General features: G+C 55.7%; 22 protein-coding genes and 1 riboswitch. Of the genes, 12 read left to right on the forward strand and 10 right to left on the reverse strand.

Annotation, left to right across the window (positions count from 1 at the left end):
* The first annotated feature begins 55 nt into the window (after positions 1-55).
* The 6 genes from AC2FAP_RS02820 (at position 56) to AC2FAP_RS02845 (ending at position 7,130) form a co-directional block, all read left to right on the forward strand.
* Positions 56-1,270 (forward strand): extracellular solute-binding protein, encoded by a 1,215-nt coding sequence (locus AC2FAP_RS02820; protein ID WP_032681287.1) that lies wholly within the window; start codon positions 56-58, stop codon positions 1,268-1,270.
* A gap of 57 nt (positions 1,271-1,327) precedes the next feature.
* The gene (locus AC2FAP_RS02825; RefSeq protein WP_163304470.1) at positions 1,328-2,632 is read left to right on the forward strand and encodes a carbohydrate ABC transporter permease; all 1,305 of its coding nucleotides are present in this window, start codon (positions 1,328-1,330) and stop codon (positions 2,630-2,632) included.
* An 11-nt stretch (positions 2,633-2,643) separates the two neighbouring features.
* On the forward strand, positions 2,644-3,495 hold the full coding sequence (locus AC2FAP_RS02830; RefSeq protein ID WP_014169479.1) for a sugar ABC transporter permease: 852 nt from the start codon (positions 2,644-2,646) through the stop codon (positions 3,493-3,495).
* A 2-nt stretch (positions 3,496-3,497) separates the two neighbouring features.
* Entirely contained in the window at positions 3,498-4,700 is a 1,203-nt protein-coding gene (locus tag AC2FAP_RS02835) for a glycoside hydrolase family 53 protein (RefSeq protein WP_163304471.1), read from the forward strand.
* A 30-nt stretch (positions 4,701-4,730) separates the two neighbouring features.
* Positions 4,731-6,788, forward strand: a complete 2,058-nt coding sequence (locus AC2FAP_RS02840) for a beta-galactosidase (protein WP_163304472.1) — start codon at positions 4,731-4,733, stop codon at positions 6,786-6,788.
* A 99-nt stretch (positions 6,789-6,887) separates the two neighbouring features.
* Entirely contained in the window at positions 6,888-7,130 is a 243-nt protein-coding gene (locus AC2FAP_RS02845; protein ID WP_025204491.1) for a PTS sugar transporter subunit IIB, read from the forward strand.
* Between the two features lie 104 nt (positions 7,131-7,234).
* Here AC2FAP_RS02845 and AC2FAP_RS02850 read toward each other — a convergent pair whose 3' ends face one another.
* Positions 7,235-8,500, reverse strand: a complete 1,266-nt coding sequence (locus tag AC2FAP_RS02850) for a maltoporin (RefSeq protein ID WP_025204490.1) — start codon at positions 8,498-8,500, stop codon at positions 7,235-7,237.
* A 269-nt stretch (positions 8,501-8,769) separates the two neighbouring features.
* Here AC2FAP_RS02850 and AC2FAP_RS02855 point away from each other — a divergent pair, with 269 nt between their 5' ends.
* A complete protein-coding gene (locus AC2FAP_RS02855; RefSeq protein ID WP_163304473.1) occupies positions 8,770-9,846 on the forward strand; it encodes a LacI family DNA-binding transcriptional regulator in 1,077 nt (358 codons plus the stop codon).
* Positions 9,847-9,887: 41 nt separating this feature from the next.
* Here AC2FAP_RS02855 and AC2FAP_RS02860 read toward each other — a convergent pair whose 3' ends face one another.
* On the reverse strand, positions 9,888-10,889 hold the full coding sequence (locus AC2FAP_RS02860; RefSeq protein WP_020884727.1) for a magnesium transporter: 1,002 nt from the start codon (positions 10,887-10,889) through the stop codon (positions 9,888-9,890).
* Positions 10,890-10,949: 60 nt separating this feature from the next.
* A riboswitch (M-box (ykoK) riboswitch) is annotated at positions 10,950-11,119 on the reverse strand.
* A 289-nt stretch (positions 11,120-11,408) separates the two neighbouring features.
* On the opposite strand from AC2FAP_RS02860, the gene AC2FAP_RS02865 reads away from it, so the two are divergent.
* Positions 11,409-11,912 (forward strand): DedA family protein, encoded by a 504-nt coding sequence (locus AC2FAP_RS02865; protein WP_025204489.1) that lies wholly within the window; start codon positions 11,409-11,411, stop codon positions 11,910-11,912.
* Between the two features lies 1 nt (position 11,913).
* On the opposite strand, the gene AC2FAP_RS02870 is transcribed toward AC2FAP_RS02865, so the two are convergent.
* Positions 11,914-12,663, reverse strand: coding sequence for an SDR family oxidoreductase (locus AC2FAP_RS02870; RefSeq protein ID WP_044857451.1), 750 nt, complete (start codon positions 12,661-12,663; stop codon positions 11,914-11,916).
* A gap of 100 nt (positions 12,664-12,763) precedes the next feature.
* On the opposite strand from AC2FAP_RS02870, the gene AC2FAP_RS02875 reads away from it, so the two are divergent.
* Positions 12,764-13,123, forward strand: a complete 360-nt coding sequence (locus AC2FAP_RS02875) for a winged helix-turn-helix transcriptional regulator (protein ID WP_020884724.1) — start codon at positions 12,764-12,766, stop codon at positions 13,121-13,123.
* A gap of 86 nt (positions 13,124-13,209) precedes the next feature.
* Entirely contained in the window at positions 13,210-14,451 is a 1,242-nt protein-coding gene (agp, locus tag AC2FAP_RS02880; RefSeq protein ID WP_047366235.1) for a bifunctional glucose-1-phosphatase/inositol phosphatase, read from the forward strand.
* Positions 14,452-14,483: 32 nt separating this feature from the next.
* On the opposite strand, the gene AC2FAP_RS02885 is transcribed toward agp, so the two are convergent.
* Complete coding sequence (locus AC2FAP_RS02885) at positions 14,484-14,711, reverse strand: YccJ family protein (protein ID WP_014169490.1); 228 nt, start codon at positions 14,709-14,711, stop codon at positions 14,484-14,486.
* A gap of 18 nt (positions 14,712-14,729) precedes the next feature.
* Entirely contained in the window at positions 14,730-15,326 is a 597-nt protein-coding gene (gene wrbA / locus AC2FAP_RS02890; protein ID WP_014169491.1) for an NAD(P)H:quinone oxidoreductase, read from the reverse strand.
* A 391-nt stretch (positions 15,327-15,717) separates the two neighbouring features.
* On the opposite strand from wrbA, the gene AC2FAP_RS02895 reads away from it, so the two are divergent.
* Entirely contained in the window at positions 15,718-15,888 is a 171-nt protein-coding gene (locus AC2FAP_RS02895; protein ID WP_001273664.1) for a con-10 family general stress protein, read from the forward strand.
* A 117-nt stretch (positions 15,889-16,005) separates the two neighbouring features.
* Positions 16,006-16,929, forward strand: coding sequence for a DMT family transporter (locus tag AC2FAP_RS02900; protein ID WP_163304474.1), 924 nt, complete (start codon positions 16,006-16,008; stop codon positions 16,927-16,929).
* On the opposite strand, the gene rutG is transcribed toward AC2FAP_RS02900, so the two are convergent.
* Genes rutG through rutC form a run of 5 tightly spaced genes read right to left on the reverse strand, consistent with a single transcriptional unit; the run spans position 16,917 to position 20,565 of the window.
* Complete coding sequence (gene rutG, locus AC2FAP_RS02905) at positions 16,917-18,245, reverse strand: pyrimidine utilization transport protein G (RefSeq protein ID WP_014169495.1); 1,329 nt, start codon at positions 18,243-18,245, stop codon at positions 16,917-16,919. The genes AC2FAP_RS02900 and rutG overlap by 13 nt on opposite strands.
* A 21-nt stretch (positions 18,246-18,266) precedes the next feature.
* A complete protein-coding gene (rutF, locus tag AC2FAP_RS02910) occupies positions 18,267-18,761 on the reverse strand; it encodes an NADH-dependent FMN reductase RutF (protein WP_063925104.1) in 495 nt (164 codons plus the stop codon).
* A gap of 9 nt (positions 18,762-18,770) precedes the next feature.
* Positions 18,771-19,361 (reverse strand): malonic semialdehyde reductase, encoded by a 591-nt coding sequence (locus AC2FAP_RS02915; protein WP_020884720.1) that lies wholly within the window; start codon positions 19,359-19,361, stop codon positions 18,771-18,773.
* Positions 19,362-19,370: 9 nt separating this feature from the next.
* Entirely contained in the window at positions 19,371-20,171 is an 801-nt protein-coding gene (rutD, locus tag AC2FAP_RS02920) for a pyrimidine utilization protein D (RefSeq protein WP_020884719.1), read from the reverse strand.
* A 7-nt stretch (positions 20,172-20,178) separates the two neighbouring features.
* The gene (gene rutC / locus AC2FAP_RS02925) at positions 20,179-20,565 is read right to left on the reverse strand and encodes a pyrimidine utilization protein C (RefSeq protein ID WP_020884718.1); all 387 of its coding nucleotides are present in this window, start codon (positions 20,563-20,565) and stop codon (positions 20,179-20,181) included.
* Between the last annotated feature and the right edge of the window lie 5 nt (positions 20,566-20,570).

Below are 20,570 nucleotides of genomic sequence, written 5' to 3' on the forward strand. Positions count from 1 at the left end.
GCGGTGAAATGCAATAACAACCATAAAATTGTTATACCTTCACATGAGGTTGATAATGAAAAAGAACATACTCGCTGCTCTGATCCTCTCTACGCTCGCGGTGCAGGCTCACGCCACCACGCAGCTTAACGTCTGGGAAGACATCAAAAAGTCGTCCGGCATTAAAGACGCGGTCGCCGATTTCGAAAAGCAGTACGACGTTAAGGTTAACCTGCAGGAGATGCCTTACGCGCAGCAGCTGGAAAAACTGCGCCTCGACGGCCCGGCAGGAATTGGCCCGGACGTGCTGGTCATTCCCAATGATCAACTGGGCGGGGCGGTTGTGCAAGGGCTGCTGACCCCCCTGAATCTGGAGGCGAAGCAGACCGAACAGTACACGCCAGCGTCAATAAATGCCTTCAAAATGGATAACACCCTTTACGGTGTGCCGAAAGCGGTTGAGACGCTGGTGCTGATTTACAACAAAGACCTGATCGCGAAGCCGCTCAACTCACTTCAGGACTGGTATGACTTTTCTAAACAGCAGCGCGCCAAAAACCAGTACGGCCTGCTCGCCAAGTTCGACCAGATTTACTACAGCTGGGGGGCTATCTCCCCGATGGGCGGATACATCTTCGGTAAAAACGATAAAGGCGGTTATAACGCCAGCGACGTGGGCCTGAACAAGCCGGGCGCGGTAGACGCGGTCACCTACCTGAAAAAATTCTATACCGATGACGTGTTCCCGGCGGGGATCATCGGCGATAACGGTCTGAACGCGATCGATTCTCTGTTTACCGAGAAAAAAGCGGCAGCCGTCATCAACGGTCCGTGGGCGTTCCAGCCGTATGAAGCGGCGGGCATTAACTACGGCGTTGCGCCGCTGCCGACGCTGCCGGACGGTAAGCCAATGAGTTCATTCCTGGGCGTGAAGGGCTATGTCGTCTCTACCTGGAGCAAAGACAAAGCCATGGCGCAGAAATTTATCGAATTTATCAACCAGCCGCAGTACGTCAAAACGCGCTATATCGCGACGCGTGAAATTCCGCCGCTGACCGCGATGATTGACGATCCGCTCATTAAGAACGACGAGAAAGCCAGCGCGGTTGCCGTGCAGGCCGCACGGGCGACAGCGATGCCGGGCATTCCGGAAATGGGTGAAGTCTGGGCTCCGGCGAACGCGGCCCTCGAGCTGAGCCTGACCGGTAAACAGGATCCGAAAGCCGCGCTCGACAGCGCAGAAAAACAGGTTCAGATGCAAATCGAAGCCATGCAGGCCAGCAACCAGTAGTTTTCTGACGTCGCAGAACGGGAGGGCGTCTCTCCCGTTTTTTGAAAGGAGTTGTTTGTGAGTATCATCCCGGAACATTTTGCCAAACCGCGCGTGGCCGGGCGTCACGCCTGGACCAGCCTGCTGCTGGCGGTCATTCCCGGCTTCGGTCAGTTTTACCACCGTCAGTGGCTGAAAGGGGTCATCTTCCTGGTGCTGCTTGCCAGTTTTATCGGCGTATTTGCTGATTTTCTGCGCGAAGGGCTGTGGGGACTGGTGACGCTGGGTGAGGAGGTGCCGCGCGACAACTCCATCTTCCTGCTGGCGGAGGGGATCATCAGCGTGTTAATCGCTGCGTTCGGCGTGATGGTGTATTACCTGTCGATGCGTGACGCGTGGGTCAATGGCCTGAAACGTGACGAAGGGTTGCAGCTTAACAGCGTGCGTAAACAGTATCAGATGCTATTGAGCGACGGCTTCCCGTATCTGATGATCACCCCGGGCTTTATCCTGCTGGTGTTTGTGGTGGTGTTTCCCATTTTGTTCGGGTTTGCCATCGCCTTTACCAACTACAACCTCTACCACACGCCGCCGGCTAAGCTGGTTGACTGGGTCGGGTTTAAGAACTTCATCAATATCTTTACGCTCTCTATCTGGCGTTCCACCTTCTTCGACGTGCTGCAGTGGACGGTAGTCTGGACGCTGCTCGCCACTACGCTGCAGTGTTCGGTGGGCGTACTGCTGGCGATTCTGGTGAACCAGAAAGATTTACGCTTTAAGCCGCTGATCCGCACCATCTTTATTCTACCGTGGGCCGTGCCGGGCTTTGTCACCATCCTGGTTTTCGCCGGGATGTTTAATGACTCGTTCGGGGTGATTAACAACGCCATTCTGGCCTTCTTTGGGATTGCGGCTAAAGCCTGGATGACCGATCCGTTCTGGACCAAAACGGCGCTGATCATGATGCAAACCTGGCTTGGTTTCCCGTTTGTTTTCGCCATGACCACCGGCGTGCTGCAGGCCATTCCTGATGACCTGTATGAAGCGGCCACCATGGACGGCGCCAGCAGCTGGACCCGGTTGCGGACCATTACGCTGCCGCTGGTGCTCTACGCCATTGCGCCGATCCTGATTACGCAATACACCTTCAACTTCAATAATTTCAACATCATCTATCTGTTCAATAACGGCGGGCCGGCGGTAGTGGGGTCGAATGCGGGCGGCACCGACATTCTGGTGTCGTGGATCTACAAACTGACGATGTCATCTTCGCAATATGCCATTGCGGCGACCATCACCATCCTGCTGTCTGTTTTTGTCGTCGGCCTGGCGTTATGGCAGTTCCGCGCCACTAAATCTTTCAAAAATGACGACATGGCGTAAGGGACGTAACAATGGCTAAATCACAAAGTATTAAACGTGAGAAATGGGTCCGCCTTTCACTCTCCTGGCTGGTTATTGTGCTGGTGTCGGTCATCATCATTTACCCGCTGGTGTGGACGGTGGGCGCCTCACTCAACGCGGGCAACAGCCTGTTAAGCTCCTCTGTTATTCCGCAGAACCTGTCGTTCCAGCATTACGCCGACCTGTTTAATGGTCAGGTGAACTACATGACGTGGTACTGGAACTCGATGAAAATCAGCTTCCTGACCATGGTGTTGACCTTAATCAGCGTTAGCTTTACCGCCTATGCCTTCTCGCGTTTTCGCTTTAAGGGGCGGCAGAACGGACTGATGCTCTTCCTGCTGCTGCAGATGATCCCGCAGTTCTCGGCGCTGATTGCCATCTTCGTGCTCTCGCAGCTGTTGGGCTTAATCAACAGCCATCTGGCGCTGGTGCTGATTTACGTTGGCGGCATGATCCCAATGAATACCTATCTGATGAAGGGCTACCTGGACGCCATTCCTAAGGATCTGGATGAGTCCGCGCGCATGGACGGAGCCAGTAACTTCCGCATCTTCATCGAGATCATCATGCCGCTTTCCAAACCCATTGTGGCGGTGGTGGCGCTGTTCTCCTTCACCGGGCCGCTGGGGGATTTCATTCTCTCCAGCACCATTTTGCGCACCCCGGACAAATACACCTTACCCATCGGGCTTTATAACCTGGTGGCGCAAAAAATGGGTGCCAGTTACACCACCTACGCGGCAGGCGCGGTGCTGATTGCGGTGCCGGTCGCGATCCTCTATCTGGCCTTACAAAAATACTTCGTCTCCGGTCTGACCTCCGGGAGTACTAAGGGATAACCATGAAAAGACTCAAACCCGCTTTGCTTGCTGTTTGTCTTTCTTGCGGTCTTGCCGCGAGTGCGTTTGCCGCGGACGGGGTAAAAACGCGTCCTTTTAACGCCATGCCGGCAGACTTTATTAAGGGGGCGGACATCTCGACGCTGCTCGAGGCGGAACAGCATGGCGCAACATTTTATAACCAGAACGGCCAGCAGCAGGATGCGATTGCCATTCTGAAAGCCAACGGTGTGAACTATGTGCGCCTGCGTTTGTGGGTGGATCCGCAGGATGCCAACGGAAATACCTACGGGGGCGGCAGTAACAATCTGGAAAACACGCTGGCGCTGGCGAAGCGCGTAAAGGCCCAGGGCATAAAACTCCTGCTCGATTTCCACTACAGCGATTTCTGGACCGACCCGGGCAAACAGTTCAAACCAAAAGCCTGGGAGAAGATGGATTACCCGCAGCTTAAAACGGCAATCCATGACTATACGCGCGACACCCTTGCCCGCTTTAAAAAAGAGGGCGTGCTGCCGGACATGGTCCAGATTGGTAATGAAATCAATGGCGGGCTGCTCTGGCCGGAAGGCAAAAGCTGGGGGCAGGGTGGCGGCGAGTTTGACCGCGTAGCCGGGTTACTCAACGCCGCAATCAGCGGGATGAAAGAGAACCTGACCGACGGCGAGCAGGTGAAAATTATGCTGCACCTGGCCGAAGGCACTAAAAATGACACCTTCCGCTGGTGGTTTGATGAGATCACGAAGCGCGAAGTGCCGTTCGATATTATCGGCCTGTCGATGTACACCTACTGGAATGGCCCGATCGGCGCGCTGAAAGCCAATATGGATGACATCAGCAAACGCTATAACAAAGACGTCATTGTGGTGGAAGCGGCCTATGGCTATACGCTGGAGAACTGCGATAACGCAGAAAACAGTTTCCAGGCCAAAGAAGAGAAGGACGGTGGCTATCCCGGCACCGTGCAGGGTCAGTACGATTATATCCACGATTTAATGCAGGCCGTGATTGACGTTCCCGATCGTCGCGGTAAAGGTCTGTTCTACTGGGAGCCGACCTGGATTGCCGTACCGGGCACCACATGGGCCACCAAAACCGGCATGAAATATATCCATGATGACTGGAAAGAGGGAAATGCCCGCGAAAACCAGGCGTTATTTGATTGTCATGGCAAAGTGCTGCCGTCGATAACGGTATTTAAATAGTATTCTGTTTCACTTCAGGACGTTTTTAATATGAATAAATTTGCGCCTTTAAGTTCGAAGGTCGCTGCGTTATTGCATGGCGCCGACTATAACCCGGAGCAATGGGAGAATTACCCCGGTATTATTGAAAAAGATATTGCCATGATGCAGCAGGCGAAATGTAATGTTATGTCGGTGGGCATATTTAGCTGGGCGAAGCTCGAACCGCGTGAAGGGGAATATGATTTTGTCTGGCTGGATAACGTCATTGATAAATTATATTCAGCGGGGATCCATATTTTCCTCGCCACGCCGAGCGGTGCGCGGCCGGCATGGATGTCGCAAAAATACCCGCAGGTGCTGCGCGTAGGGCGTAACCGCGTGCCTGCGCTGCACGGTGGACGTCATAACCACTGTATGTCTTCCCCGGTGTACCGTGAGAAGACATTGAAAATGAATACCTTACTGGCTGAGCGTTATTCACAGCACCCGGCGGTGCTGGGCTGGCATATCTCCAATGAGTACGGCGGTGAGTGCCACTGCGATCTGTGCCAGGAGCGCTTTCGTGACTGGCTGAAAGCGCGCTACAAAACCCTGGATGCACTGAACCACGCATGGTGGAGCACCTTCTGGAGCCACACCTATAGCGACTGGTCGCAGATTGAGTCCCCTGCGCCGCAGGGAGAGGTGTCCATTCACGGTCTGAACCTCGACTGGCGCCGCTTTAATACGGCGCAGGTAACAGATTTCTGTCGCCATGAGGTTGCGCCGCTAAAAGCCGTCAACGCAGCGTTGCCGGTGACAACCAACTTCATGGAGTACTTCTACGATTACGACTACTGGCAGCTTGCGAAAGCGATCGACTTTATCTCCTGGGACAGCTACCCGATGTGGCACAAGGAGAAAGACGAAACCCAGCTCGCCTGCTATACCGCCATGTACCACGACATGATGCGCAGCCTGAAAGGCGGCAAACCTTTTGTGCTGATGGAGTCCACGCCGAGCACCACCAACTGGCAGCCGACCAGCAAGCTGAAAAAGCCGGGGATGCATATTCTCTCGTCAATGCAGGCGGTGGCACACGGGGCCGATGCCGTACAGTACTTCCAGTGGCGTAAAAGCCGCGGTTCGGTGGAGAAATTCCACGGGGCGGTTATCGACCACGTGGGGCATCTTGATACGCGTGTCGGGCGCGAAGTGACGCGTCTGGGCGAAATGCTTGAGCGCCTGCCGGGGGTGGTCGGGTGTCGCACGCAGGCACGGGTGGCGATTATCTTCGACCAGCAAAATCGCTGGGCGCTGGACGATGCCGAAGGGCCGCGCAACATGGGGATGGAGTACGAAAAAACCGTTAACGAACACTACCGTCCGTTCTGGGAAAAAGGCATCGCGGTGGATGTGATTGATGCCGACGGCGATCTCAGCCAGTACGCGCTGGTGATTGTGCCGATGCTTTATATGGTGCGGGAAGGCTTCGCCGAACGCGCAGAAGCGTTTGTCGCCGGGGGCGGCCATCTGGTGACCACCTACTGGAGCGGCATCGTGGATGAAAGCGATCTTTGTCATCTCGGCGGGTTCCCGGGGCCGCTACGTAAACTGCTCGGCATCTGGGCTGAAGAGATCGACTGTCTCGGTGAGGGAGAACGTAATCTGGTACAGGGGCTGGCGGGTAATGCGGCTGGCCTGCAGGGCCCGTATCAGGTTCGTCATCTGTGCGAACTGATCCATGTCGAAAACGCTCAGCCGCTGGCGACCTACCGGGATGATTTCTACGCCGGTCGGCCTGCCGTGACGGTGAACCGTTTCGGTAAGGGGAAAGCGTGGCATGTGGCGTCGCGCAACGATCTGCCGTTCCAGCGTGATTTCTTCGCCGGGATTATTGACGAACTGGCGCTGCCACGAGCCATGGAATGCGATTTCCCTCCGGGTGTAGTGGCAACGGCCCGCACGGACGGCGAAACCACGTGGGTGTTTGTGCAGAACTACACCGCCCAGCAGCAGCTCATTACGCTGCCGCAGGGGTATACCGACTGCATGACCGATGCCGCCGCCACGGGTGATACCGCTCTGCTGCCGTGGGATTGTCGGGTACTCAGGCGTAAAGCGTAGTCGCTGAGGGCGTCGCGTTGTACAACCCTGGCTAATCAATCTGAAGGCGCCTGCTCTATGAGCAGGCATTTTTTTATCTGCATAACAGAGAGGCGTATTATGGACAGTGAAATAACTCAGCGTTTAATTCCTGCATTCGGCGGCGACGATAATATCGAACATGTTGAAGCCTGTATTACCCGTCTGCGCGTCACGGTAAAAGATTTAAATAAGGTGGATACGCAGGCGTTACAACAGGAGGGGGCGCTGGGCGTGATTATTATCGGCCAGCAGGTGCATGCGATATTTGGCCGCCAGTCTGATACCTTGCGGCAATTATTAGATGCGCATTTTAATCACTAATAATAAAAAAGGGATAGCCAAAATAATGGCTATCCCAAACGAGGAGAATAGACTGCCAGTTGTTGGAGATACAATAACGATTAACGCATATCAGGAAATAAACATTACCACCAGGCTTCCACCTGCACGCCAACGTTCCAGGTATTATTTGCGGTGCCGTCTTCGAAGGATTGTCCTTTCTCGGAGTCATTCAGGTAAGAGGCGAAGACGCGCAGTTCAGGACGCGACATAAAATCAGGCCCATCCGCCAGTCCGAGTGCGAGGGTGTACTTCTCTCCGCTCTGCTTGTAGCTGGAGCCATCGGTGTAGGTATCTTTCTGGTAGAAACCGCCCACTTCACCAATCAGACGCACATATTCGGTGAACTGGTACTGTGCGCGACCCACCAGAGAGACAAGGCGCGATTTATCGGTGAATTGCGTGGTGTCATCCGCCGAGCCCCAGGTCAGCACGTGGTTGAAGGAGAGCTTGTCCGTAATCGGAATTAAGCCGGTGTTAATCACACGGTAGCCGCTGGCGTCGTTCACGTAGTTCCACATGTCATACCAGCCGCCGCCCTGGGACACCATGTTCTGCGCCAGGCCTTTGTTCGCATACTGCAGCACCAGCTTGTTGTAGCCGCCTAACATGTCCTGGCTGATCTCACCGGTGACCATGACGCCGTTGTCGGCCTCATACAGCCCACCGTACTCTTTCTGCTTATTGGTGGGGTTTGGCATGGCGTAATCAATGCCCACTTCAGTCCATGCACCCGCCCACGGCTTCCAGCCCGCATAGCGAAGGTCGATGTAGTTGATATTAACGTCGCTATCGCCGTCCACGCGGTAGTCCACGTCGTTGGCATCGCCACGGATCCAGGCCACGGACACTGCACCCGGTCCGAGCGTGTAGTTTTCGATACCGGCACCCGCGCCTGAGATGTTCCAGTATTTGGTGTCAATGATGTGCAGGTCATGGCGCTGGTAGTAGCGCTTACCGCCCCAGATCACCGCATTCGGATCGCCGGGGATCAGCCCCTTGATCTGCAGATTCAGCTGACGCAACCCGAACTGCGCATCGTCGCCGAAGGTGGTTTCATTGTCGTTAGAGCCGTCAGAGACCATGCTCACCATGCTGTCGAGGTAGAAGCTGACATCGTTCTTTTTGTACACCTCTGAGCCCAGCTCCAGCTCGCCGTAGGTATCGGCCTCGTTACCCAGACGGCCAATTTTATTTTTTTGCCACTCCTCCATCCCACCATCCCGTGAGACGCCCACACCGGAGCGAAGATATCCATGAAAATCAATTGGTACTGAAGACGCTGCAAACAGCGAAGGAGACGCTAACGCGGCAGCCAACGCAACAGATACAGAGCGGATCGTCGTGTTCATTGTTACCCTCTTATTGTTTTGTAATACGTTCACAAATCCGCTGTCATAAAATGCCTAAACCTTTTTTCTGGCAATTGTATGATCGTTAATCTGTGATTAAGTGCAAATAAAATAGCCAATTTTGTTACGATTGATGAGGTGTGACCAGAAATGTAGTATTGTGAACGTAATACTTTTTGATGGTGTTATGGCAGCCAGACGTGCCCAGTGGGCGTTTTTTTATATCGCCCCTGATACAATCAGCGCATAACAACATAAGGAACCGGACCATGAAGTCGAAAAGCGCAACGTTAGAGGACGTCGCACGCCATGCGGGCGTCTCCTATCAGACCGTGTCCAGGGTACTGAATAAATCTGCCAATGTATCCGAAGCCACGCGTCACAAGGTGGAGAAATCCATAGAGTTATTGCGGTATGTCCCGAACCGCCTGGCGCAGCAGCTGGTCGGAAAGCAGACCCAGACCGTCGGACTGGTGACGATTTCGCTGGCTTTGCATGCGCCGTCACAGGTCGCCGCGGCGGTAAAACGCTATGCAAATGTGGAAGGGTATCAGGTGTTGATCTCCATGATTGATGAGAACGTCAACCACAGCATCCAGGATTCGATCAATGAACTGAAATCTCAGCTCGTCAGTAAGGTGATCATCAACGTCCCGCTGGAAGCAGAGCAGGCGCAGAAAATCGCGACGGACAACGACGATATCGTCTGTCTGTTCCTCGACGTTGACCCTTACAGTTCCGTGTTTAACGTTTCGTTTAACCCGGCAGATGGCACCCGTGCCAGCGTCAAATATCTCTACGAACTGGGGCACCGGGAAATCGCGTTGCTGGCGGGGCCTGCGTCTTCTGTCTCGGCGCAGCTCAGGCTGAAAAGCTGGATTGAAACCCTGAAAGGTTACGGTCTGGAGCCGGCCTCGGTAATCCGCGGGAACTGGGACGCGCAGAGCGGTTACGCGGGTGCGTTGCAGATGCTGCGCGAGACGCCGCAATTCTCTGCCGTGCTGGTGGCCAACGACCAGATGGCGCTGGGGGTACTAAGTGCTTTCCATCAGCATCAGATTTCCATTCCGGGTGAAAAATCGGTGATTGGCTACGATGACACCTACGAAAGCTCATTCTTCTATCCGGCATTGACCACGGTATCGCTGGACCTGGATCTGCAGGGGAAAGAGGCGGTGCGCCGCATTCTTGACAGTGGCGAAGACAATGCCGTGCGCATGTCATCCATTTTGCCTGCCCGGCTGGTGGTGCGGCAGTCGACCGGGCCGAAAGGTGAGAAGGGCAAAAACCTGCAGGCGCTGGCGCAACAGCTTCGTGATATCGCACATCATCTTGGCGATATGTAAAACGGTGAGCACCTCAACCCGGTGGGTGAGGTGCTGCACTCTTATTCCAGCCCCAGCGTGTACTGCGCAATCTTGAAGTAGATAATCAGACCGGTTCCGTCGATAAGCGTCGCGATAAAGGGCGCGGAAACGACGGCCGGGTCAATGCCGCAGCGCTTCAGTACCATCGGAATAACTGACGAGACAATCGCACTCCACAGCGTAATACAGACCAGCGTCAGGCTGACGATAAGGGTAATTTCCAGCCCGATACCCATCATCCAGGCGCGAACACACCCGGCAAGACCAAGCGTGGCGGCAATCATCAGCGAGGTGGTCATCTCCTTTCGTAACACGCGGCCAACGTCGCGCAGACGCACTTCACCCAGTGCCATTGCACGCACCAGCGTGGAGGTGATCTGCGTCCCGCTGTTCCCACCGGTCCCTATCAGCAGCGGAATAAAAAAGGCCAGGGCAATGGCGGATTCCAGCGCCTCTTCGAAGTGCTGAATAACCGAGCTGGTATAGGCTTCAGCGACAAACAGCAGCAGCAGCCAGACGGAGCGTTTTTTCCACAGGCTGAAGGGGCTGGTTTCCAGATACGGCTTTTCCAGCGGCAGCGTTGCTCCCTGGAGCTGGGCATCTTCGGTGACATCATCTTCCAGCAGATGGGCGATTTCGCGTTCGGTCAGGCAGCCGACCACTTTACCGTGCGTGACCACCGGCACGACATCCGCCTCGCCGTGGGCCAGCAGCCCGGCGACATCGGCACGCTCGTCTTCCGGTTTGACCTGCAGAAACTGAGAAATCATCAGCGTTTTCACCGGCTGTACCGTATCGGCGGTCTGCAGCAGTTTGCGCACCGCAACCATGCCTGCCAGCCGACCGTTATCTTCGAGGAAAATATGCGATGGAATATCATCGTCTTTTAATTTTTCGAAAAATTGCTCGCGTGCCAGCGCCACGCATAATGAAATATCGAGGACGATAAAATCGGTATTCATATATTGCGCGATTGCGCTGTCATTGAATGCCAGGTTTTGATTGTGAATAGCGTAAGACATAGTGAATTCCCTTTGAATAATAAAATCTCTCAGGGGCGAGCAAGACAGGGCATGTCGAAGAGGAGATCCCCACGTCCTGGGTTCAGCACTGTACACCGTATCCCGTAAGGGAAGTTATACTGACAAAGCCTTGATTCGACAGTGCCTGTTTTACCCTGTGCCGGTTCTCTCGAACCCACCAGAGCGATAACGTGTATTTGTACAGGAGCCTCGCCATAACGAGATCGTTGTAAAACGAGAGGGATAATACGCCACTTTAAAAATCGCGCTGTGGAATTTAAAAGACGTTTAAGAAACGTTTAGAACAATAATTTAATCCCGCGTATTAATGACATCGATTATTCATCAATGACGGTGGTTATTGCTCAAGAGAGTATAATTCCACACCTCTGTGTTTCTAATGTCGCTGACATTTTCGCGTGCCGTTAATGCCTTCCTGCTGGAGGTCTGAGCGGTTGATACCCCATTTAAGGTTGTTCGTTTCTAATGGTCAGCATCACGAACGCTGCGGGGTGGAATATGACGTGGTTTGACAATCTGCTGAATCATTTTGCGCTCTATCCGACGCATCTGTTCGCGCTGCTTTTCGTCATCGCGCTGAGCAAGTCTACGGTACTGGTTTCCTCCGTGCTTCCGCCGGCCTCGGTGATGCTGCTGGCAGGGATCACCGTCAGCCAGACCAGCCTGCATCCGGGACTGACGTGGCTGGCTGTCGCGGCGGGTGCCGCAACAGGGTCGGTATTGAATTATCATATCGGCCAGTTGATGGGCCACACGCGGCTGGTCACGCGCTTCACCTCCCGGCACGCCGAGAAATTTTTGCGGGTACAACATCAGCTGCAGAAAAACGGCGTGCTGGTGCTCTTTACCGCGCGTTTCCTGGCGGTGCTGCGCTATATCGTCCCGCTGGCAGCGGGCATGCTCAGACTGAACGCGGCGAAGGTTTACGCGGTAAGCCTGATTTCAGCCGTCGTATGGGCGGCGCTGTATGTCGGCATCGTCACCGGCATCAGCGCCTTTTGACCTACAGGTTTCCCATTCCGCCGTCGACCAGCAGTTCCGTTCCCACCATATAGCGCGATTCGTCAGAGGCAAGATAGAGCGCGGCTTTCGCCAGCTCCGTCGGCGTGCCCATTCTGCCCAGCGGCACAAGTTTGGTGATATCCCCCAGCATCGCCTTGAGCGCTTCCTCGCTTAACCCCGTTTTATTAAATGCCGGTGTTTCTACCGGACCCGGGCTCAGGCCGTTGACGCGAATACCGCGCGGCAACAGCTCCCCTGACAGCGTGCGTGCCAGCGACAGTAATCCCGCCTTGCTGGCGGCATAAACGCTGCTGGCAGGCAGCCCGATGCGGGCGCTCACGGACCCGCACAGGATCACAGAGGAGGGATTATTGAGCAGCGGCAGCAGGGCCTGAATCAAAAAGAACGGTCCTTTAAGGTTGATGCCCATCAGGCGATCCCAGGCGTCTTCCTGCCACTCTTCAAGCAGCCCGTGCGTCACATCGCCGGCGTTAATAAACACGGCATCAAGACGTGGCCAGCGAGAGGAGAGTGTGTCCGCCAGCGCTTTTTGCGCGGCGATGTCACCCGCATCGGTCGGAATAACCCAGGCATTATCGCCCAGAATGCGTTGTGCTTCGGCAAGGGTATCCGGGTTACGTCCGGTGACAGCAACGTGCGCCCCTTCGGCAATAAATTCCTGCGCGGTAGCGAGACCAATACCGGAAGTGCCGCCGGTAATCAGCGTATATTTACCTGCTAAACGACCCATGTGCTTCTCCTGAAATGACTCTGGAGAAAGCACTATAGAAACGTTAGTATCGAAAGGAAACCAGGTACCATTTGGATACTAATGAGGCAAGAGGTGTGCTATGGCGGAATCACTCACTATACCCTGTGAAAAAAAATCTGAGGTTTATCTTTGCCCGATGACGCAGTTTGTAAACCTGATTTCCGGTAAGTGGGCCATCCCGGTGCTCTATCGCCTGATTATGCTCAATGCACCGGTCCGGTTTGGCGATCTGCTGCGCGCCGCCGCCCCCATCACGCAAAAAGAGCTCACGAAGCAGTTGCGCCTGTTTGAGCAGCGCGGGCTGGTGTCGCGCACTATCTACCCGGAGATCCCACCGCGGGTGGAGTACCAGATAACCGCGCTGGGATTAACCCTGCAGAGCGCGCTCTCCCCGCTGGCCGACTGGATGAGCGAATACGGCGATCGCCTTGAAAAGTAATCCTCAGTTTGCGAAACGCTTCCCGGAAAATTGTCACGAATCTGTCACACTCACTGCGACATTTTAAAACGAGTGAGGAATTAGGGATGAGAAAAGCACTACTCGCGCTGGCAATCGCCGGTTCCATTGCAGTGACATCTGGCGTGCAGGCGCAAGAGACGCCGGAAGGGTATCAGCTGGAACAAGTTTTAATCATGAGTCGCCATAATTTGCGCGCGCCGCTCGCCAATAATGGCAGCGTGCTCGAACAATCCACACCGAAGCAGTGGCCAGAATGGGAGGTGCCAGGCGGTCAGCTCACCACCAAAGGTGGCGTGCTTGAAGTCTATATGGGCCACTATATGCGTGAGTGGCTGGCACAGCAGGGGATGGTGAAAACCGGCGAGTGCCCGGCCGCGGATAGCGTATATGCCTATGCCAACAGCCTGCAGCGCACTGTCGCCACCGCGCAGTTCTTTATCACCGGCGCCTTCCCGGGGTGCGATGTGCCTGTGCATCATCAGGAAAAAATGGGCACCATGGATCCGACCTTTAACCCGGTGATTACGGATAACTCACCTGCATTCCGTGAAAAAGCGCTGAAGGCGATGGAGACTGAGCGGCAGAAAATGCAGCTTGGCGAGAGCTACAAGCTGCTGGAGCAGATGACGAATTACGCCGATTCACCGTCCTGTAAAGAGAAGAACGTGTGCTCGCTGGCAGAGGCGAAAGATACCTTCAGCGCCGACTATGAAAAAGAACCTGGCGTATCGGGGCCGTTAAAAGTCGGTAACTCGCTGGTGGATGCCTTCACGCTGCAGTATTACGAAGGCTTCCCGGCAGACCAGGTTGCCTGGGGTGAAATTAAAACCGATCAACAGTGGCGCGTGTTGTCGCAGCTGAAAAATGGCTATCAGGACTCGCTGTTTACCTCCACCGAGGTGGCGCAAAACGTGGCCAAACCGCTGGTGAAGTATATCGACCAGGCTCTCGTCACCGGGCAGGCGAAAGCGCCGAAAATCACCCTGCTGGTGGGGCATGATTCCAATATCGCGTCGCTGCTTACGGCGCTGGATTTCAAACCGTACCAGCTGCATGACCAGCACGAGCGGACGCCAATTGGCGGGAAAATTGTTTTCCAGCGCTGGCATGATAAAAACGCCAACCAGGAGCTTATGAAGATTGAGTATGTCTATCAGAGCGCCGACCAGCTGCGTAACGCCAGCGTATTGTCACTGGATGCGCCGGCACAGCGTGTGACGCTGGAGCTGAAGGGGTGTCCGGTTGATGCGAACGGTTTTTGCCCAATCGATAAATTCAATGTGGTGATGAATAACGCGGCGAAATAGGTAAAACCCCCCGCTCAGGCGGGGGGAAACGTTCAGACGTTTTTACGTTCGATGGTTTGCTCACCCCAGAAGAGCGCGTCTTTGTCCGTTTTCCCGAAGGCACGTTCCAGCACTTCATCGCTGCCTTCTTCCCAAATCTGCTCTGCCAGCTTCTCGTCATAGTTCGCGACTTCAAAAATGGCTTCGGCGATCTCCGGAGAGGTGTTGCGTAAACTTGCCCATTCACCCACGCGGTGGGCTTTGGATTCTTGAGTTGGCATACTTGTCCTCCTGTTGAGTTAGCCGTTCAGTTTTTTGGCGAGGCCTGCGACATACTCACCCTGATAGCGGGCGATAGTGAGCTCTTCGTTGCTCGGCTGTCGGGAGCCATCGCCACCGGCAATGGTGGTGGCGCCGTACGGTGTCCCGCCACGAACCTGGGAAATATCAAACAGTTCCTGCGCGCCGTAGCCAATCGGCACAATCACCATCCCATGATGAGCAAGGGTAGTCCAGGTTGACGTAATCGTCTGCTCCTGACCGCCGCCGGTCCCGGTGGAGCTGAAGACGCTGGCGAGTTTGCCGTATAACGCTCCGGATGCCCAAAGTCCTCCGGTTTGATCGAGGAAGGTCCGCATCTGGCCTGACATATTGCCAAATCGGGTAGGGGTGCCGAAAATAATGGCATCGTAATCAGCCAGTTCCTGCGGGGTGGCAACCGGGGCATTTTGTGTTTTCCCCCCGGCTTTGGCGAACGCCTCAGCCTGCATCGTTTCCGGTACGCGTTTCACCACAACTTCTACGCCGTCCACTCTGTTTGCACCTTCTGCTACCGCGTGAGCCATGGTTTCAATGTGTCCATACATGGAATAATAGAGCACCAGAACTTTTGCCATTTTGCATCACTCCTCGTTTGTGTTTTCTGACAGCGGATCGCTGCGTTCATTTAAAGATATGTCATCACAGCCAGACTGCAAAAATGAACGGCATTTCTTTGATTTATAACAATATGGATACAAAAGCGCTTTGTAGCAAAATGAAACAACTTTCCCGCTGCGGATTTTTAAAATGATAAGAAAGGCTTATAAATGGCCGTCGCGTAATCTCACCCGAATGGCTGAGATCATGTTGCAGAATATTACCTCTGACTTGCCGGATAGCCGCATTCCACTAAGCTTAATTTCACGCGGCACAGATAAAGGCACTGTCCTTCAGCCGCGCGGTGAAAGAATCCTCTTTTACTGAATGCAATATGATGTCTAATGTTTCACACTCTGGAGGTTAGAGATGGCAAACCATCGTGGTGGTTCAGGTAATTTCGCTGAAGACCGTGAAAGAGCATCAGAAGCAGGTCGTAAAGGTGGCCAGTCTAGCGGGGGGAATTTCAAAAATGACCCTCAGCGCGCATCAGAAGCTGGCAAAAAAGGGGGCAAAAACAGTCATGGCAGTAATAAGTAATACGCCGGGCTGATACCCTGCCGCCGGGATCTCCCGGCGGTTTTTTATTTCTGCAACATTGAACTGTAATCAAAGGCATCGCACACTAGAGGATTGATGCTTATTTGCTGGTGCCGCATGTCTCTCTCCCGTTTCACATTCTCCGTCAAACCTCAGGAAGCCCTTCTCATTCTGATCACCATGTTCTGGGGCGGAACCTTTCTCGCCGTCCAGTACGCGGTCACGCTGAGCGGTCCGTTCTTTTTTGTCGGCCTGCGCTTTGCGACGGCGGCGATTGCCGTGGGATTACTCTCACTTAAAACCTTGCGTGGGCTGACGCTTAAAGAATTGAAGGCCGGGGTGGCCATTGGGGTTGCGATTGCCATGGGCTACAGTCTGCAGACGTGGGGATTACAGACCATCACCAGCAGCAAATCGGCGTTTATCACCGCCATGTATGTGCCGCTGGTGCCGTTACTGCAATGGCTCTGTCTGGGGAGAATACCGGGTCTGATGTCCTGCACGGGGATCGTGCTGGCGTTTATTGGCCTTATCTTGCTTGCCGGGCCGGAAAACAACCTGCTGGCGCTGGGGCCGGGCGAAATCATTACGCTGGTGGGCGCTATCGCGATTGCCGCGGAAATTATTCTGATCAGCGCCTGGGCTGGCAAAGTGGACGTCAAGCGCGTCACCGTGGTTCAGCTGGCGACCGCGTCGCTGGTGGCTTTTGCCACCATGGTGCCGGCAGGGGAGTCTGTTCCGCCGATGTCCACCGGGCTGGTTGTAGTGGCGCTGGGGCTGGGCATCTTTAGCGCCATTATCCAGGTCACCATGAACTGGGCGCAGCGCAGCGTTTCCCCGACGCGTGCGACGGTTATCTATACCGGTGAACCGGTATGGGCGGGCATTTTCGGGCGTATCGACGGAGAGCGTTTACCGCTGCTGGCGCTGGTGGGTGCGGCGTTTATTGTCGCCGGCGTGCTGGTGAGTGAGCTGAAGCTGAAACGGAAGAAAAAAGCGCTGCCAGAGCGTGACAGCGCTGCGATAAATCAAGAGTCCTGATGTACCACGTCGCCCTGCGGTGCGGCCGCTTCCCGGCGGCTTAGCAGGGCGTTAAGCAGGATTGCGCCAAAGGTTGCGGTGCCAATCCCACCAAGGGTGAAGCCGCCCAGCGTCAGGGCAAAATCTCCCGCCCCTAACACCAGCGTGACCGCCACCATAATCAGGTTGCTGTTCTGGCTCAGATCGACACGATGTTGCACCCAGATGCGTGCCCCGGCAACGGCAATCAGACCAAATACCACAATCGATGCCCCACCAATCACCGGTGCGGGAATGGTGTGGATCAGCGCGCCGAATTTCGGTGAGAACCCGAGGAGCATCGCCATCACCGCTGCCGCCACGAAGACCAGGGTGGAGTAAACTTTGGTCACTGCCATCACGCCAATATTTTCAGCGTAGGTCGTTACGCCGCTGCCGCCGACCGAGCCGGAGAGCATGGTAGCCAGACCGTCGCCGACAAAGGCGCGGCCCATGTAAGGGTCCATGCTGCGCCCGGTCATACCCGCAACGGCTTTCAGATGGCCTAAGTTTTCTGCCACCAGGATCACCGCAACCGGCGCAATTAACATCATCGCCTGCGTGTTAAAGACCGGAGACGTCACCTGCGGCAGGCCGAACCAGGCGGCGTTATGCAGCAGCGTAAAATCAACCGGCTTGCCCAGACCGAAGACGTTTGCCAGCAGGGCGTACACCAGACAGGCAACGATTAACCCCACCAGGATCAACAGTCGCTGGATCATCCCCCGCGTAAACACCGCCACCAGGCCAATGCAGAGTACCGTGATCACCGCCATCCAGCTTTCAAAGGGCGAACCGGAGACACTTCTGACGGCTATTGGCGCAAGGTTCAGACCAATTGCCATTACCACAGCCCCGGTGACGACGGGAGGCATCATCCGCTCTATCCAGCGCGTCCCGACCTTCATGACCACCAGGCCAATCAGCGTGTAGACCAGCCCGCAGGCGATAATGCCGCCGAGCGCGACGCTCAGATTCGGGTTGATACCCTGACCGTTAAAGCCGGTGGTGGCGATGACCACGCCGACAAACGCAGCGCTGGAACCAAGATAGCTGGGCACGCGCCCGCCGGTGATGAAAAAGAACAGCAGGGTACCGATACCCGACATCAGAATAGACAGATTGGGATCAAGCCCCATCAGCATGGGCATCAGCACCGTTGCGCCGAACATCGCGACCGCGTGCTGAACCCCCATCACTAAGGTTGGCCCGAGCGGGAGCCTTTCATCCGGCGCGACCACGCCAGGTTCCGTAGAGGTCGATTTCAACTGCCAGTGGGGAAAACCGAACATTGCCATGAGCTGACTCCTTAAGGAGGGTTAACAGGCGGGTCGCATAAGCGCGTGATAGCCGCGGTCAAACCACACCAGCCCTTGCGGCGCGGGGTGGCGAATAATCGAAACGATGTCGCAAAACAGGATGTCGTGCGTGCCCACGCTCACCACCTGGCTGATACGGCAGTCAAACGAGGCCAGCGCCTCCTCCAGACGCGGGCACCCCGTTTCGCCGGTCTCCCAGCGCGCGGCGGCGAAGCGCTCGTCCATCGGGGTTTTCCCCCCAAACAGGTTTGATAGCGGCTCTTGTCCGGCGCTCAGGGTATTGACGCACAGGGTGCGGTTTTCACTGAAGGTCGGCCAGACGGATGCGCCACGGTTCAGGCATACCAGCAGCGTGGGCGGTGAATCCGTTACGCTGCACACCGCGCTGGCGGTGAAACCCGCCATCCCGGCAGGACCGTCGGTGGTGATGATATTGACCGCCGCACCGACGCAGGCCATGGCATCACGAAAGGTTTGTTTATCGGGTGTCTTCATGGTGGCTCCTTATGCCAGTGCGCATGCGTCTTCAAAGGCCAGACGCGGCAAACGGCCGTAGAGTTTGCTGGTATCGCCATAGCCAATATTGATAAGCAGATTACTTTTCAGCGACGTGCCGGTGAAAAACGCGTCGTCGACTTTTTGGCGATCAAAGCCTGACATCGGGCCCGTATCGAGCCCCAGTGCCCGACAGGCGAAAATCAGGTAAGCCGCCTGCATCGCGCTGTTGCGAAAGGCGGTCTCTTCGGCAAGCGCCGGGCTTGAGGTAAACCAGCTCCGCGCATCCCCGTGGGGGAACAGGACGGGCAGGCGTTCATAAAATTCACTATCCCAGGCGACAATCGCCGTGACCGGGGCGGTGAGGGTTTTCTCCAGGTTGCCGCTGGAAAGCGCCGGGCGCAGTTTTTCTTTTCCCTCAGCGCTTCGTACAAACACAATCCGCGCTGGCGAGCAGTTGGCGGACGTGGGACCCCATTTCATCAGGTCGTAGATCTCGCGCAGCGTCTCGTCGCTGACGGGGATCGCCTGCCAGCCGTTATGGGTGCGTGCGCCGGTAAACAGTGATGCCAGCGCGCCAGGGGTAATCGCTTCGCTCATCAGGGCTCCTTATAAAGCGGGTTCAGGGCTGTGCAGCAGGCTGGCAAGCCCGTTCAGCAGCAGCGTATTAAAAGTTTCTGGCTCGGTGACGTTGCAGGCGTGCCCGCCCTGGCGCATCACCACCTTGTGGCTGCCGGGGATGGCCGCCTGCAGCTCAGTGGAACAGACCGCAGGGATGAGCAGATCGTCGGCGGAGCAGATGAGGTGTACCGGGCAGTGAATGCGTGACGCATGGCGACTGAAGTCCGCTTTCTTCAGGGCATTCAGCCTGTGCAGCAGGTTGTTTTTGCCCTGGAAGTGGGCCAGTGCCAGGGCCTCTTCGGCCTCCAGGCGCGGCGCGCGGGCGGCCATCCAGTCGGCCGGGTAAAGAAACAGCGGCTGTGCCTCTACCCACGCCTGTGCGCCGCCTGCATGAAGCAGGCGTTCGCGGATCTGGAAACAGCGTCGGGTATGAGCATTCAGAGTGAGCCAGCCGTTCACGCACACCAGCGCGCTGAGGGCATCGGGGTGGTCGAGCGCCAGCTGCAGGCCGATCAGCGCCCCCAGCGCATGACCCACGACGCAGTAACGAACGATCCCGGCGGCATTCAGCGCCCGGGCCAGCTCGTCGGCCATCATCGCCAGGCTGTAGGCTTCCGGCAGCACGTCGGGATTATTGCCCGTCCCGCGCTGGTCGTAGCACACCACCTGGTACTCTTGCTCCAGGACGGCAAGCTGCGGTAGCCAGTAGCTGCCGCCCCCGCCAAGCCCGGCAATCAGGACAACCGTGGGCGCGCCGTCGTAAGGGGGAGGTGAGACAGAGAGCTTCATGGCCGCCTCACTTTGCGATGTGTGCAACGGTCGCGATTTCAACCAGCGCATCTGGCTTCACCAGCCCACACTGAATGCAGAACCGGGCCGGTTTATCACCGGGAAAGAATTCGGCGTAAATGTCGTTAATCGCGGCGTAGTTTTTCCAGTCGGTGATAAAGATACTGTTGAACGTCACATCCTCCATTGTGCCACCCGCTGTTTCGATCACTTTTTTGATCGTCTCCAGCACGTGGCGGGTTTGCGCCTTTGGGTCGTTGGGGTAGACCACGTTATTGTGCTGATCAAACGGCAGCGTGCCGGATACATACACCACACCATCGGCCAGCGTGCCGGGCACGAACGGGGCAATCGGGGTACTGGTTCCTGGCGGAATAATCACGGATTTCGGCATGGTCT

This window comes from Enterobacter cloacae complex sp. 394I7 (genome assembly GCF_057320345.1).